Annotated in this window: 14 protein-coding genes; 4 read left to right on the top strand and 10 right to left on the bottom strand. The window is 54.2% G+C overall.

Features of this window, described 5'->3' with window-relative positions:
• Positions 1-101 precede the first annotated feature (101 nt).
• From glmM to rlmE, 4 genes are all read right to left on the bottom strand, one after another.
• Positions 102-1,439, bottom strand: coding sequence for a phosphoglucosamine mutase (gene glmM / locus PYR66_02595; protein WEF28648.1), 1,338 nt, complete (start codon positions 1,437-1,439; stop codon positions 102-104).
• Positions 1,432-2,280 (bottom strand): dihydropteroate synthase, encoded by an 849-nt coding sequence (folP, locus tag PYR66_02590; protein ID WEF28647.1) that lies wholly within the window; start codon positions 2,278-2,280, stop codon positions 1,432-1,434. The genes glmM and folP overlap by 8 nt, the downstream gene beginning before the upstream one ends.
• Before the next feature lie 301 nt (positions 2,281-2,581).
• The gene (ftsH, locus tag PYR66_02585; GenBank protein ID WEF28646.1) at positions 2,582-4,516 is read right to left on the bottom strand and encodes an ATP-dependent zinc metalloprotease FtsH; all 1,935 of its coding nucleotides are present in this window, start codon (positions 4,514-4,516) and stop codon (positions 2,582-2,584) included.
• A gap of 99 nt (positions 4,517-4,615) precedes the next feature.
• Positions 4,616-5,245, bottom strand: a complete 630-nt coding sequence (gene rlmE, locus PYR66_02580; protein WEF28645.1) for a 23S rRNA (uridine(2552)-2'-O)-methyltransferase RlmE — start codon at positions 5,243-5,245, stop codon at positions 4,616-4,618.
• Between the two features lie 123 nt (positions 5,246-5,368).
• Between rlmE and yhbY the strand changes: the two genes are divergently transcribed.
• The gene (yhbY, locus tag PYR66_02575) at positions 5,369-5,662 is read left to right on the top strand and encodes a ribosome assembly RNA-binding protein YhbY (GenBank protein ID WEF28644.1); all 294 of its coding nucleotides are present in this window, start codon (positions 5,369-5,371) and stop codon (positions 5,660-5,662) included.
• Between the two features lie 152 nt (positions 5,663-5,814).
• Here the strand turns inward: yhbY and greA are convergent, their stop codons facing one another.
• On the bottom strand, positions 5,815-6,291 hold the full coding sequence (greA, locus tag PYR66_02570; protein WEF28643.1) for a transcription elongation factor GreA: 477 nt from the start codon (positions 6,289-6,291) through the stop codon (positions 5,815-5,817).
• A gap of 234 nt (positions 6,292-6,525) precedes the next feature.
• Between greA and dacB the strand changes: the two genes are divergently transcribed.
• Complete coding sequence (gene dacB / locus PYR66_02565) at positions 6,526-7,959, top strand: serine-type D-Ala-D-Ala carboxypeptidase (protein WEF28642.1); 1,434 nt, start codon at positions 6,526-6,528, stop codon at positions 7,957-7,959.
• A 66-nt stretch (positions 7,960-8,025) separates the two neighbouring features.
• On the opposite strand, the gene cgtA is transcribed toward dacB, so the two are convergent.
• The 4 genes from cgtA to rplU all read right to left on the bottom strand — a co-directional run bounded on the left by cgtA (position 8,026) and on the right by rplU (position 10,874).
• Positions 8,026-9,204 (bottom strand): Obg family GTPase CgtA, encoded by a 1,179-nt coding sequence (cgtA, locus tag PYR66_02560; GenBank protein ID WEF28641.1) that lies wholly within the window; start codon positions 9,202-9,204, stop codon positions 8,026-8,028.
• 15 nt (positions 9,205-9,219) lie between these two features.
• Positions 9,220-10,185, bottom strand: a complete 966-nt coding sequence (locus PYR66_02555; GenBank protein WEF28640.1) for a DMT family transporter — start codon at positions 10,183-10,185, stop codon at positions 9,220-9,222.
• A gap of 98 nt (positions 10,186-10,283) precedes the next feature.
• The gene (gene rpmA / locus PYR66_02550; protein WEF28639.1) at positions 10,284-10,541 is read right to left on the bottom strand and encodes a 50S ribosomal protein L27; all 258 of its coding nucleotides are present in this window, start codon (positions 10,539-10,541) and stop codon (positions 10,284-10,286) included.
• 21 nt (positions 10,542-10,562) lie between these two features.
• On the bottom strand, positions 10,563-10,874 hold the full coding sequence (rplU, locus tag PYR66_02545; GenBank protein WEF28638.1) for a 50S ribosomal protein L21: 312 nt from the start codon (positions 10,872-10,874) through the stop codon (positions 10,563-10,565).
• Positions 10,875-11,134: 260 nt separating this feature from the next.
• On the opposite strand from rplU, the gene ispB reads away from it, so the two are divergent.
• Both ispB and sfsB read left to right on the top strand, forming a co-directional pair.
• Positions 11,135-12,106, top strand: a complete 972-nt coding sequence (ispB, locus tag PYR66_02540; GenBank protein WEF28637.1) for an octaprenyl diphosphate synthase — start codon at positions 11,135-11,137, stop codon at positions 12,104-12,106.
• Positions 12,107-12,303: 197 nt separating this feature from the next.
• A complete protein-coding gene (gene sfsB / locus PYR66_02535; GenBank protein WEF28636.1) occupies positions 12,304-12,576 on the top strand; it encodes a DNA-binding transcriptional regulator SfsB in 273 nt (90 codons plus the stop codon).
• Between the two features lie 61 nt (positions 12,577-12,637).
• On the opposite strand, the gene murA is transcribed toward sfsB, so the two are convergent.
• Complete coding sequence (gene murA, locus PYR66_02530) at positions 12,638-13,897, bottom strand: UDP-N-acetylglucosamine 1-carboxyvinyltransferase (protein WEF28635.1); 1,260 nt, start codon at positions 13,895-13,897, stop codon at positions 12,638-12,640.
• Between the last annotated feature and the right edge of the window lie 44 nt (positions 13,898-13,941).

Raw genomic sequence — 13,941 nt, 5'->3', positions numbered from 1 at the left:
TTGGTGCATTGTATCAACTGCGGAAAAAAACAGCAAAAAGCGTTTTTTTCATGCTTAAAAAGGCAGCAAGAGCCGCCTTTTTAATCACTTAGCCGAGGAAATTAGACACTCTTAACCGCATCTGCGATACGGTGCGCGAATTCCGTCACCTGCTCCTGGTGTTCGCCTTCCACCATCACGCGAATCAACGGCTCGGTACCAGATTTACGCAGCAGCACGCGACCGCGGTTACCCAGCGCCGCTTCTACATCGGCAGTCACCGCTTTTACGCTTTCATGTTCCAACGGGTTGCCGCTACCTTCGGTAAAGCGCACGTTGACCAACACCTGCGGGAACATTTTCATGCCGCTGCACAAATCATGCAGACTCATGTGATTACGCACCATCGCCGCAACGACCTGCAGGCTGGCGACAATACCGTCACCGGTGGTGGTTTTGTCCAGCAGGATCACGTGACCGGAGTTTTCCGCTCCGATACGCCAGCCTTTTTCCTGCAGTTTCTCAAGGACGTAGCGATCGCCAACTTTCGCGCGGGCAAATGGAATACCCAGTTGCTTCAGCGCCAGCTCGAGCCCCATGTTGCTCATCAGCGTACCGACGGCACCACCGCGCAGCTGGCCCTGACGTAAACCTTCACGGGCGATGATGTAGAGGATCTGGTCGCCATCGACCTTATTGCCCTCGTGGTCAACCATAATCACGCGATCGCCGTCGCCGTCGTAGGCAATACCCAAATCGGCTTTTTCCGCCAGTACGCGCGCCTGCAGCGCGCGTACATCGGTTGCGCCGACCTCTTCATTGATGTTCAGGCCATCAGGTTCGCAGCCCATCGCGATAACCTGAGCGCCCAGCTCGCGGAAGACGTTGGGTGCGATGTGGTAGGTCGCGCCATGCGCGCAATCGACCACCACCTTCAGTTCCCCAAGGCTCAGTTCGTTCGGGAAGGTGCCTTTGCAGAATTCAATATAGCGACCGGCGGCATCCACGATGCGGCTGGCTTTACCCAACTCGGCGGAATCCACGCAGGTCAGCTCTTTTTCCATTTCCGCTTCAATGGCTTCTTCGACATCGTCCGGCAGTTTAGTGCCTTCAATAGAAAAGAATTTAATACCGTTGTCGTAGAAAGGGTTGTGGGAGGCAGAGATGACAATCCCTGCTTCAGCGCGGAAGGCGCGAGTCAGGTAAGCAACCGCCGGTGTCGGCATGGGGCCAGTGAACGAAGCAGATAGCCCCGCAGCCGCCAGACCAGCTTCCAGCGCGGATTCCAGCATATAGCCAGAAATACGTGTATCTTTGCCAATGATGATTTTACGCGAGCCATGGCGCGCCAGGACTTTCCCTGCCGCCCAGCCCAGTTTCAGCACAAACTCTGGCGTAATCGGCGCATCGCCAACGCGGCCACGAATACCATCGGTGCCAAAATATTTGCGGTTACTCATAACGTTTATTTTCCTTAGCGGCCAGAGTGGCTTCCACCACGCGCAGCGCTTCTACCGTTTCTTTGACATCATGGACGCGAATAATCTGCGCGCCCTGCATTGCAGCTATAACTGCGCAAGACAGACTGCCGCTGAGCCGTTCTGACGGCCCAACATTCAGCAACTGACCTACCATCGACTTACGCGACATCCCGACCAACAGCGGGAGGCCAAAATGATGAAACTCCCCGAGTCGAGCAAGCAGCTCATAATTATGGGAAAGATTTTTACCGAATCCGAATCCCGGGTCGAGCAACAATTTTTCTTTTGCGATCCCCGCCTGTTCGCAGCGCACGATGTGTTCAGCAAAAAAACGATCAACGTCGGTAAAAACGTCTGCGTATTTTGGCGCTTCCTGCATCGTTTTCGGCTGGCCCTGCATATGCATCAGGCACACCGGTAGTCCGGTTTGCGCGGCGGACTGCAAAGCGCCAGGTTCAGTGAGTGAACGGATATCGTTGATGATATGCGCCCCTGCGCGAGCAGCTTCGCGAATCACGTCGGCTTTCGAGGTATCCACCGAAATCCAGACTTCAAAACGTTGTGCAATTGCCTCAACCACCGGGATCACGCGTGCCAGCTCTTCCTCTGTACTCACGTCCGCCGCGCCAGGACGCGTCGACTCACCGCCGATATCAATGATTGTCGCCCCAGCATTAATCATCAGATTGGCATGTTTAACCGCTTCTATCAGTGAGTTATGGCTGCCGCCATCGGAAAATGAATCCGGCGTGACATTAAGGATCCCCATCACATGCGGATGGGAGAGATCGAGCGTTGACCCCTGGGCGTGTAATTGCATGTTTTCTTTCCGCTATAGTTTTGTACAGTCGTAGTACGGGCAATGAATATTATCAGACCGTCGGCGCATCCGCGCGTCTGATGCGTTTAGCTTTTCACTATCAATCACTGCTGGGCATAATCCATAAACGCATCAAAAACGCGATGTGCGATAGCACGCGACCGCCATAGTGATGTTCCGCAAGGTGAATGCCGCAAAGAGCTCGCCAGGCGGTCAGAATAGAGCGTAAAAACAAAAGGGCCGCAGCGGATTAGGCTGCGGCCCTTTATTTAGTCAGAGCGCGTTATCAGACACTGGAGGCTTATTTGTCGCCCAGCTGTTCTGACATGGTATTACCCGGATTCGGCGTACGCGGTTCATCAGCCGGACGCGGCGCCGTCGGGGTGCCATTGTTGCCAGAGTTGTTAGAAGAACCTGGTTCTTCCCAACCTGCCGGCGGACGAACATCGCGACGAGCCATCAGGTCGTCAATCTGCGGCGCATCGATGGTCTCATATTTCATGAGCGCATCTTTCATTGCATGCAGGATGTCCATGTTGTCGTTCAGCAGCTGGCGAGCACGACCATAGTTACGCTCAATCAGCGATTTCACTTCCTGGTCGATGATGCGCGCGGTTTCATCGGACATATGTTTCGCTTTCGCTACGCTACGGCCGAGGAAAACTTCCCCCTCTTCTTCCGCATACAGCAGCGGACCGAGTTTGTCGGAGAAGCCCCACTGGGTAACCATGTTACGCGCCAGGTTAGTCGCAACTTTAATGTCGTTGGACGCACCGGTAGAAACATGTTCCACACCGTAGATAATCTCTTCTGCCAGACGACCGCCGTACAGAGTGGAGATCTGACTTTCCAGTTTCTGACGGCTGGCGCTGATAGCATCGCCTTCCGGCAGGAAGAAGGTCACCCCCAGCGCGCGACCGCGCGGGATAATCGTCACTTTGTGTACCGGGTCGTGCTCTGGTACCAGACGGCCAATAATCGCGTGACCCGCTTCGTGGTAAGCGGTCGATTCTTTCTGCGCTTCCGTCATCACCATGGAGCGACGTTCCGCACCCATCATGATTTTGTCTTTCGCTTTTTCGAACTCAACCATCGATACCACACGTTTGTTGCCACGGGCAGCAAACAGCGCAGCTTCGTTCACCAGGTTCGCCAGGTCAGCACCGGAGAAGCCAGGCGTACCGCGAGCAATGATTGCCGCATCAATATCCGGCGCCAGCGGTACGCGACGCATGTGCACTTTCAGGATCTGTTCACGACCGCGAACATCCGGCAGACCGACCACAACCTGGCGGTCGAAACGACCAGGGCGCAGCAACGCCGGGTCCAGCACGTCCGGACGGTTAGTCGCGGCGATAACGATAATACCTTCGTTACCTTCGAAACCATCCATCTCAACCAGCATCTGGTTCAGAGTCTGCTCACGTTCATCGTGACCACCACCCAGACCAGCGCCACGCTGGCGACCGACGGCGTCGATTTCATCGATGAAGATGATGCAAGGCGCTGCTTTCTTAGCCTGTTCGAACATGTCACGTACGCGAGACGCGCCGACACCCACGAACATTTCTACGAAGTCAGAACCGGAAATCGTAAAGAACGGCACTTTGGCTTCACCGGCGATAGCTTTCGCCAGCAGCGTTTTACCGGTACCCGGAGGGCCGACCATCAGGACGCCTTTCGGGATTTTACCGCCCAGCTTCTGGAAGCGGCTCGGTTCACGTAGATATTCAACCAGCTCGCCCACTTCCTCTTTTGCTTCGTCACAGCCAGCAACGTCAGCAAAGGTCGTTTTGATCTGGTCTTCCGTCAGCATTCGGGCCTTGCTCTTGCCGAAGGACATCGCGCCCTTTCCGCCGCCGCCCTGCATCTGACGCATAAAGAATATCCAGACGCCGATCAGCAACAACATCGGGAACCAGGAAATGAAGATGGAAGCCAGCAGGCTTGGTTCTTCCGGCGGTTCGCCAACTACTTTGACGTTTTTAGTCAACAGGTTGTCGAGCAGCTTCGGATCGTTAACCGGAATGTAAGTCGTGTAACGGTTACTATCTTTCTTGGTAACGTTGATCTCACGTCCGTTGATACGCGCTTCGCGAACCTGGTCCTGATTGACCTCTTGCAGGAAGGTTGAATAATCCACCTTACGGCCATTCGACTCGCTGGGCCCAAAGCTCTGGAATACTGACATCAGCACAACGGCAATGACCAGCCAGAGTATTAGGTTTTTCGCCATGTCACTCAAGGGATTAACCTCTTATTACAACTGTGTTAAAAACAGCGTCAGGATACTCTATATCCAGCGTCTTTCAAACTTTCGTTTGAAATCTACCGGTTATGGTTTACGCCCGGTCGCTACAATATACACTTCACGCGAACGAGCGCGGGAAGAGTCCGGCTTACGAACTTTCACCTTCGTAAACAGGGAGCGAATTTCTCTAAGATACTCATCGAAGCCTTCGCCCTGGAACACCTTCACTACAAAACTACCACCTGGCGCTAATACATCACGAGACATTTCAAGCGCCAGTTCTACCAGATACATGGCCCGGGGAATATCCACCGCCGGCGTTCCGCACATATTCGGCGCCATATCGGACATGACAACTTGTACTTTACTGTCGCCTACACGCTCAAGTAACGCTTTCAGGACTAATTCATCACGAAAATCGCCCTGAAGGAAGTCCACACCGACGATTGGATCCATTGGTAAAAGATCGCAAGCGATGATGCGGCCGCTGTTTCCGATCTGGGTGACCGCATATTGCGACCAACCGCCGGGTGCAGCGCCGAGGTCAACTATCGTCATCCCCGGCTTAAAAATCTTGTCACTTTGCTGTATTTCATCAAGTTTAAACCAGGCACGGGAACGTAACCCCTTTTTCTGTGCCTGTTGAACATATTTATCGCTAAAGTGTTCCTGAAGCCAGCGGCTCGAGCTGGCAGAACGCTTTTTACCTGTCATTTAACATTCCCATTCGGGTTCATCGTACTTTACTGCGTAAAAATCGACGCGGTAGTTTGGCGATATATGGGAGATGGCGGTAGAATGACCCGTTTTCAATCCCAACGTAAGCAAAAAAATACGATGAATCTGAGTACTAAACAAAAACAGCACCTGAAAGGTCTGGCACATCCGCTCAAGCCGGTAGTTATGCTTGGCAATAATGGTTTGACCGAAGGGGTACTGGCCGAGATCGAACAAGCGTTAGGGCACCATGAGCTCATCAAGGTGAAGATCGCCTCAGAAGATCGCGAAACTAAAGCCTTGATCGTGGAAGCTATCGTGCGTGAAACCGGCGCCTGTAACGTACAGGTCATCGGCAAAACGCTGGTTCTGTACCGCCCAACGCCAGAGCGTAAAATCTCGCTGCCACGCTAAGAATATCCTGAATCTCGACACAACATTGTGTAAAACGAGGGATTTCTGCGGGTAGGCGAGCAAAATGCCATGCTCCTGACGTTGATAAAAGGCCGCTATGCGGCCTTTTTCCTTTCTTTACAATCTATAAACATCGTAGCGGGAAATACGCCTTACAGGTATTCAACCTTGATAATTTCGTATTCCACTTCCCCACCCGGCGTACGGATAGTCACGACGTCATCCTGCTCTTTGCCAATCAGACCACGAGCGATCGGCGAGTTCACAGAGATCAGATTCTGCTTAAAATCAGCTTCGTCATCACCCACGATGCGGTAAGTCTGCTCTTCGTCGTTATCCAGGTTCAGCACGCTGACCGTGGAGCCGAAAATCACGCGGCCGTTGTTCGGCATCTTAGTGATATCGATCACCTGCGCATTAGACAGTTTCGCTTCGATATCTTTGATACGACCTTCGCAGAAGCCCTGCTGCTCGCGAGCGGCATGGTATTCAGCGTTTTCTTTCAGATCGCCGTGCTCACGCGCGTCAGCGATAGCTGCAATAATCTCAGGACGACGTACGGACTTCAGGAAATCCAGTTCTTCGCGCAGTTTTTCTGCACCACGTAAGGTCATCGGAATAGCTTGCATTGTTATACCTCTTTATCATTCCTTCATGGAACGGACGCCGCCGTTCCGCCACCGGACACGTCTTAACCATGGCCGGAGCAAAAAGAAAACCGACCCGGGAAGCAATCCCCAGGTCAGCAGCAATTTTCAATTTGATACGTATTTTACCCTGAAGTTCACTATGGGTCATCGTTTACTTTACAGGGCGTTGCACCGTAGTATGACGGCCTGGTTTCAGGTTGTTAGCGCGAGATTATGCGATTTCCCAGATTTATCATCGGATTGACTGCCGGTATAGCGCTCAGCGCTCAGGCCGCAAATATTGACGAGTACATCAACCAGCTTCCTGCTGGCGCGAACCTTGCTTTTATAGCGCAAAAGGTTGGCGCCCAGACGCCGGAGATAGACTTCCACGGCCAGCAGATGGCGCTGCCCGCCAGTACCCAGAAAGTGATTACCGCGCTGGCCGCGCTGTTGCAACTGGGGCCGGATTTCCGTTTCACCACGACGCTGGAAACCAAAGGCACCCTTGACGGCGGCGTGCTGAAAGGCGACCTGATTGCCCGTTTCGGCGGCGATCCGACGCTGAAGCGTCAGGATATTCGCAATATGGTCGCGGCGCTGAAAAAAGCCGGCGTGCAACGAATTGAAGGCAACGTGCTTATCGATACCTCGGTTTTCGCCAGCCACGATAAAGCGCCAGGCTGGCCGTGGAACGACATGACCCAGTGCTTCAGCGCCCCGCCTGCCGCGGCGATTATCGACCGTAACTGTTTCTCTGTTTCGCTCTATAGCGCACAGAAACCAGGCGATCTGGCCTTTATCCGCGTCGCATCTTATTATCCGGTCACCATGTTCAGCCAGGTACGGACGTTAGCGCGCGGCTCATCGGAAGCACAGTACTGCGAACTGGACGTCGTTCCGGGCGACCTCAACCGCTATACCCTCACCGGCTGCCTGCCACAGCGCAGCGAACCACTGCCGCTGGCGTTCGCCATTCAGGATGGCGCGGCGTATGCCGGAGCGATTATCAAAGCAGAACTGGCTGATGCGGGTATTACCTACAGTGGCACTCTGTTGCGTCAGACGCTAGCCAACGATCCGGGTACCGTATTGGCGACCACTCAGTCGGCGCCGCTGCATGACCTTCTGCGCATCATGCTGAAGAAATCGGACAACATGATTGCCGATACCGTCTTCCGCACGATCGGCCATGCGCGGATGGGCGTACCGGGGACCTGGCGCGCCGGTTCCGACGCGGTGCGACAAATTCTGCGCCAGCAAGCGGGCGTTGACCTCGGTAACACCATTATTGCCGATGGTTCCGGTCTGTCGCGTCACAACCTTATTGCGCCAGCGACAATGATGCAGGTACTGCAGTACATCGCTCAGCACGATAACGAACTCAACTTTATCTCGATGTTACCGCTTGCCGGGCACGATGGCTCTTTGCAGTATCGTGCTGGCCTCCATCAGGCAGGCGTCGACGGTAAAGTTTCCGCGAAGACCGGTTCGCTGCAAGGGGTGTATAACCTGGCAGGCTTCATCACAACGGCCAGCGGGCAGAAGATCGCTTTTGTCCAGTATCTCTCCGGCTATGCGGTACCGCCAGGCGATCAACGCAACCGCCGTATCCCGCTGGTGCGCTTCGAAAGCCGCTTGTATAAAGATTTGTACCAGAACAACTAAAACAAAAGGGCCGCATCAAATGCGGCCCTTTTTGATCCAACAGTACGCTGCCGGGAGACGTCAGGATTAACGTTTGTAGATGAATTCGACACCTTCTTCGTCGTCTTCGTCCCAATCGTCATCCCAATCTTCGTCATCTTCCCCTTCGGCTTCGGCTTCTTCAAGCTGCTGACGGTGATAGTCGTCCCACATAAACTCGACTTTCTCCGCCTTCTTCTCTTCTTCCGCCTGCACGATCGGGTTTTCGATGATGAAGGTCATCACGTCCCAACACAGATCTTTCACGCCCTGCTGGCTGGCTGCGGAGATCAGGTAGAACTTCTCTTCCCAGCCCAGCGCTTCGGCAATCGCCTTCGCTTTGGCTTCTGCTTCCGCTTTATCCATCAGGTCAATCTTGTTGAAGACCAACCAGCGCGGTTTGGAAGCCAGCTTCTCGCTGTATTTTTCCAGCTCGCCGATGATAATGCGCGCGTTTTCAACCGGATCGGAACCGTCGATCGGCTCGATGTCGATGAGGTGCAACAGCACACGGCAGCGTTCAAGGTGCTTAAGGAAGCGGATACCAAGGCCCGCGCCTTCCGCCGCGCCTTCAATCAGGCCCGGGATATCGGCGACCACGAAGCTCTTTTCGTTGTCCATTCGCACCACGCCAAGGCTCGGCACCAGGGTGGTAAACGGATAGTCGGCCACCTTCGGCTTCGCCGCGGATACTGCGCGGATGAAGGTGGATTTACCGGCATTCGGCATCCCCAGCATCCCGACGTCAGCCAACAACATCAGTTCGAGCTGCAGGTCACGTTTATCGCCTGGCGTACCCATGGTCTTCTGGCGCGGTGTACGGTTAACGGAAGATTTGAAACGGGTGTTGCCCAAACCGTGCCAACCGCCTTTAGCGACCATCAGACGTTGACCGTGCTTGGTCATATCACCCATGGTTTCGCCAGTCCCCTGGTCGATGACACGCGTCCCTACAGGCACTTTCACCGTGACATCTTTACCGCGTTTACCGGTACAGTCACGGCTCTGGCCATTCTGCCCGCGTTCTGCGCGGAAAGACTTTTCAAAACGGTAGTCGATCAGGGTGTTCAGGTTTTCGTCCGCTTCCAGCCAAACGTCGCCGCCATCACCGCCGTCGCCGCCGTCCGGGCCGCCTCGCGGAATATATTTTTCGCGGCGGAAGCTAACGCAACCATTGCCGCCGTCACCTGCTACGACCAGGATCGTTGCTTCATCTACAAACTTCATTTTACTCTCCGTAAATCATTCGCCTGAGCGGGGCAGCGGCACAACCGCTTCTCGCTTACGCCAACGTCCCCAAAGACGATGGCCAATGGCGGAATACATCGCGCCCGCAACCACGACAAACGCACCGAGATAACCAATCAGGTTTAACATCGGTCTGGCGAAAACATCGGGCCAGGCCATTGATAATAAATCAGAAAACAGTAGCGTAAACAGTGGCGTCAAAGTAATTAACGCGCTGACCTGCGCCGCCTGCCAGCGCGCCATGGCTTCCGCCAGCGCCCCGTAGCCGACCAGGGTATTCAGCCCGCAAAAAATCAGGCAAGCCAGTTGCCAGTCGCTTAACTGGGAGATTACCCCAGGTTTGGCGAGCGGCAGTAATGCAATCGTACATAAAGTGTACAGCAAAAAGAGTATCTGCTGTGACGCCAGACGCCGCAATAACACCTTTTGCGCGACGCCATAGCTTACCCACACCGTTGCCGCGGCGACGCCGAAAATTACCCCCCACGTGTAGTCCGTGAGACGGGTAAAGATTTCAATCAGGCTGGTGTTGAAGAACATGACCAACCCGCTGAGCAGCATCAGCGCCCCCACAACCTGGGTGCCGCGCATGCGCTCTTTCAGAATCACGACGCTTGCCACCATCATGCCGACCGGCGATAGCTGGCCGATCACCTGGGAAGCCGTGGGGCTGAGATATTGCAGGGAAGAGCTGAACAGAATGAAGTTGCCGAACAGACCGCCGGTGGCGATCGCTAACAAGACCAACCAGCGCGGCTTACGAAAAATACGCAGCGGCGGCAGTTTACCTTTGATAGCGAGGATCGCGCCAAGACCAATACTGGCCATCAAAAAGCGATAAAAGACCACCGTCGGCGGCTCCATCACTTCGAGAACCTGCTTCATTGCAATCGGCAACGCACCCCAACACATCGCGGTAGTAAGCGCCAAAAGAATGCCAATGCCGGCCTGCTGCTTCATGATACCCGTTTTCCCTGCAGAAATTTTTCCGGGATTCTAATGTAAAAAGCCCCGCAACGTGTTGCGGGGCTTTCATCCGTCACCAGGACGCGAAAAACTTATTCAGCAACGATGCTGATGAATTTACGGTTTTTCGGGCCTTTAACTTCGAACTTGACTTTACCGTCAGTCAAAGCGAACAGAGTGTGGTCACGGCCGCAACCAACGTTGGTGCCAGCGTGGAATTTGGTACCACGTTGACGAACGATGATGCTACCTGCCAGAACTGCTTCACCGCCGAAGCGTTTTACGCCCAGACGTTTAGCTTCTGAATCGCGACCGTTACGAGTCGAGCCGCCAGCCTTTTTATGTGCCATTTAAATCTACTCCCTCAAGTCTTAGGCGCTGATGCCAGTGATTTTCACATCAGTGAACCACTGACGGTGGCCTGCTTGCTTACGATAGTGTTTACGACGACGAAACTTAACGATTTTAACTTTCTCGCCACGACCGTGAGCAACAACTTCAGCTTTGATTACGCCGCCCTCAACGAAAGGAACGCCGATCTTGATTTCTTCACCGTTTGCGATCATCAGAACTTCAGCGAACTCAACAGCTTCGCCAGTTGCGATGTCCAGCTTTTCCAGGCGAACGGTCTGACCTTCGCTTACTCGGTGTTGTTTACCACCACTTTGGAAAACCGCGTACATATAAAACTCCGCTTCCGCGCACCTCTTCGTGTGATTCAGAGTGCGCTATAAATATTCACAATAGGGCGCGAATATTACGCAAAACGCGACCCTTTGACAAGAGCGATCATCGATCAACGCAGAAAAAAAACACAACTTTCACGCTAACGTTTATCTGCGCTGATTTTTCAGTACAATCATATCTTCTTTTAATTCTATCTTAATCCTTCTGTGATCCCACCTGGATTCGCGGTAACAGGACATTTGGCCCGGCTTTTGCGATGAATTTAGAAAAAATCAATGAGTTAACCGCGCAGGATATGGCGGGTGTCAATGCGGCAATCCTTGAGCAACTCGACTCAGATGTTCAGCTGATCAATCAGTTAGGCTATTACATCGTTAGCGGAGGCGGTAAACGTATTCGTCCGATGATCGCCGTGCTCGCCGCTCGCGCGGTGGGCTATCAGGGGGATGCGCATGTCAATATCGCCGCGCTGATCGAATTTATTCATACCGCGACCTTGCTGCATGACGATGTTGTCGATGAATCCGATATGCGTCGCGGCAAAGCCACGGCCAATGCGGCATTCGGCAACGCGGCCAGCGTACTGGTCGGCGATTTTATCTATACCCGCGCCTTCCAGATGATGACCCGTCTCGGTTCTCTGAAGGTGCTGGAAGTGATGTCAGAAGCCGTTAACGTCATCGCCGAAGGTGAAGTGCTGCAGTTGATGAACGTCAACGATCCGGATATCACCGAAGAAAATTATATGCGGGTGATTTACAGCAAAACCGCGCGACTCTTCGAGGCGGCTTCACAATGTTCAGGCATTTTGGCCGGTTGTACCGCGGAAGAAGAACGCGCATTGCAGGATTACGGCCGTTATCTCGGCACCGCTTTCCAGCTGATTGACGATCTGCTGGATTACAGCTCGGACGGCGAGCGCCTGGGTAAAAACGTCGGCGATGACCTGAACGAGGGCAAACCGACGCTGCCGCTGCTGCACGCCATGCGCCACGGCACCCCCGATCAGTCGGCGATGATTCGCGGCGCGATTGAACAAGGCAACGGGCGCCATCTGCTGGACGCCGTGCTTGAAACCATGGCAGACTGCGGTTCGCTGGAATGGACGCAGCAACGTGCGGAAGAAGAAGCGGATAAAGCGATCGCCGCGCTGCAAGTTCTGCCGAATACGCCATGGCGCGAAGCGCTCATCGGCCTTGCCCATATTGCCGTTCAGCGCGACCACTAATTCCCCTCTCCCTCTCCCGCGCGCACCACGCGGGAGAGTTCCAATAAAATCCGATTCCCTTCGAATAACGCCCAAGATCTCAATACATTCTGAATGTATAAGAATAATACAGGAACTTGTTAAACCCATACAAGAACCAGGGTATAGTGATTCAACCGTCCGTACCGACGTGCAGACAGTTATCACCAGGAGAATTTATGGATAAGTTCATCGACTGGCATTCAGCGGATATTATTGCCGGCCTTCACAAAAAGGGGACGTCGTTAGCAGCAGAATCGCGACGTCACGGACTCAGCTCTTCTACGCTTGCCAATGCGCTAACACGCCCGTGGCCGAAAGGCGAGCTCATCATTGCTAATGCACTAGGGACCGATCCATGGGTCATCTGGCCATCGCGTTACCACGACCCGATTACCCATCAGTTCATCGACAGAACGCAGATGATGCGCCAGAAGAGAAATAAGACTTAACGTGAGGGGAACTCGATAACAGCCCCCAGACGCACGTCAGAGGGCTGCTACCGCAGCAGGATTACTCTCCCTTAACGCGTTCGATGTTCGCGCCCAGGGCCTGCAGTTTATCTTCGATACGCTCATAGCCGCGATCGATATGGTAGATGCGGTCAACGATAGTCGTCCCTTCCGCAATACAACCCGCCAGCACCAGACTTGCCGATGCACGCAGGTCGGTCGCCATCACCTGAGCCCCGGACAACTGCGTGACGCCGTGGCAAATCGCCGTGTTGCTTTCGATTTCCGCGTGCGCGCCCATACGGATCAATTCCGGAATGTGCATGAAACGGTTTTCAAAGATGGTTTCGGTAATCACGCCAGTCCCTTCAGCCACCAGGTTGAGCAGCGTGAACTGCGCCTGCATATCCGTCGGGAAGCCCGGGTGCGGCGCGGTGCGTACATTAACCGCTTTAGGACGATTGCCGTGCATATCAAGGCTAATCCAGTCTTCACCAACCTCAATGTCCGCCCCTGCTTCACGCAGTTTCGCCAGTACCGCATCCAGGGTATCAGGCTGCGCATGACGGCAAAGGATTTTCCCGCCGGAGATCGCCGCGGCAACCAGGAAAGTACCCGTTTCAATGCGGTCCGGCAGCACACGGTACACACCACCGCCCAGGCGCGCAACGCCTTCAATGGTGATACGGTCGCTACCCTGACCGGTGATTTTTGCGCCCAACGCGTTAAGGAAGTTGGCAGTATCGACAATTTCCGGCTCACGAGCGGCGTTTTCGATGATGGTCGTGCCTTCAGCCAACGTCGCGGCACTCATGATAGTGACCGTCGCGCCTACGCTGACCTTGTCCATCACGATGTGCGCGCCTTTCAGACGCCCGTTGACCGACGCCTTCACGTAGCCTTCTTCCAGTTTGATTTCCGCGCCCAACTGTTCCAGACCGGTAATGTGCAGGTCGACCGGACGCGCACCGATAGCACAGCCGCCCGGCAGAGAAACCTGACCCTGGCCGAAACGCGCCACCAGCGGCCCCAACGCCCAAATGGAAGCACGCATGGTTTTCACTAAATCGTATGGAGCACAGAAAACATCAACCGGGCCGGCATCGATCCATACAGAACCATTGCGCTCAACTTTCGCGCCCAGCTGGCTCAGCAGCTTCATAGTGGTGTCGATATCTTTCAGCTTCGGTACGTTCTGGATTTCAATCGGCTCTTCGGCTAGCAGCGCGGCAAAGAGGATTGGTAGGGCAGCGTTTTTAGCGCCGGAAATGGTGACCTCGCCCTGAAGGCGAGTCGGCCCCTGAACACGGAATTTATCCATTGATTCTGTTCTCTGTTAAAAATTCATCAACGCGGTAGGGGATA

The organism is Klebsiella aerogenes, assembly GCA_029027985.1.
Classification (GTDB): Bacteria; Pseudomonadota; Gammaproteobacteria; order Enterobacterales; family Enterobacteriaceae; genus Klebsiella; species Klebsiella aerogenes_A.
The sequence above is the reverse complement of the archived record's forward strand: the minus strand, read 5'-3'. Positions and strand labels throughout refer to the sequence as shown.

Coding starts and splice junctions, on each gene's coding strand:
- ispB (WEF28637.1), top strand. CDS start 11,135: ATGAATTTAGAAAAAATCAATGAGTTAACCGCGCAGGATATGGCGGGT.
- rlmE (WEF28645.1), bottom strand. CDS start 5,245: ATGACAGGTAAAAAGCGTTCTGCCAGCTCGAGCCGCTGGCTTCAGGAA.
- rplU (WEF28638.1), bottom strand. CDS start 10,874: ATGTACGCGGTTTTCCAAAGTGGTGGTAAACAACACCGAGTAAGCGAA.
- dacB (WEF28642.1), top strand. CDS start 6,526: ATGCGATTTCCCAGATTTATCATCGGATTGACTGCCGGTATAGCGCTC.
- yhbY (WEF28644.1), top strand. CDS start 5,369: ATGAATCTGAGTACTAAACAAAAACAGCACCTGAAAGGTCTGGCACAT.
- PYR66_02555 (WEF28640.1), bottom strand. CDS start 10,185: ATGAAGCAGCAGGCCGGCATTGGCATTCTTTTGGCGCTTACTACCGCG.
- rpmA (WEF28639.1), bottom strand. CDS start 10,541: ATGGCACATAAAAAGGCTGGCGGCTCGACTCGTAACGGTCGCGATTCA.
- cgtA (WEF28641.1), bottom strand. CDS start 9,204: ATGAAGTTTGTAGATGAAGCAACGATCCTGGTCGTAGCAGGTGACGGC.
- murA (WEF28635.1), bottom strand. CDS start 13,897: ATGGATAAATTCCGTGTTCAGGGGCCGACTCGCCTTCAGGGCGAGGTC.
- greA (WEF28643.1), bottom strand. CDS start 6,291: ATGCAAGCTATTCCGATGACCTTACGTGGTGCAGAAAAACTGCGCGAA.
- ftsH (WEF28646.1), bottom strand. CDS start 4,516: ATGGCGAAAAACCTAATACTCTGGCTGGTCATTGCCGTTGTGCTGATG.
- sfsB (WEF28636.1), top strand. CDS start 12,304: ATGGATAAGTTCATCGACTGGCATTCAGCGGATATTATTGCCGGCCTT.
- folP (WEF28647.1), bottom strand. CDS start 2,280: ATGCAATTACACGCCCAGGGGTCAACGCTCGATCTCTCCCATCCGCAT.
- glmM (WEF28648.1), bottom strand. CDS start 1,439: ATGAGTAACCGCAAATATTTTGGCACCGATGGTATTCGTGGCCGCGTT.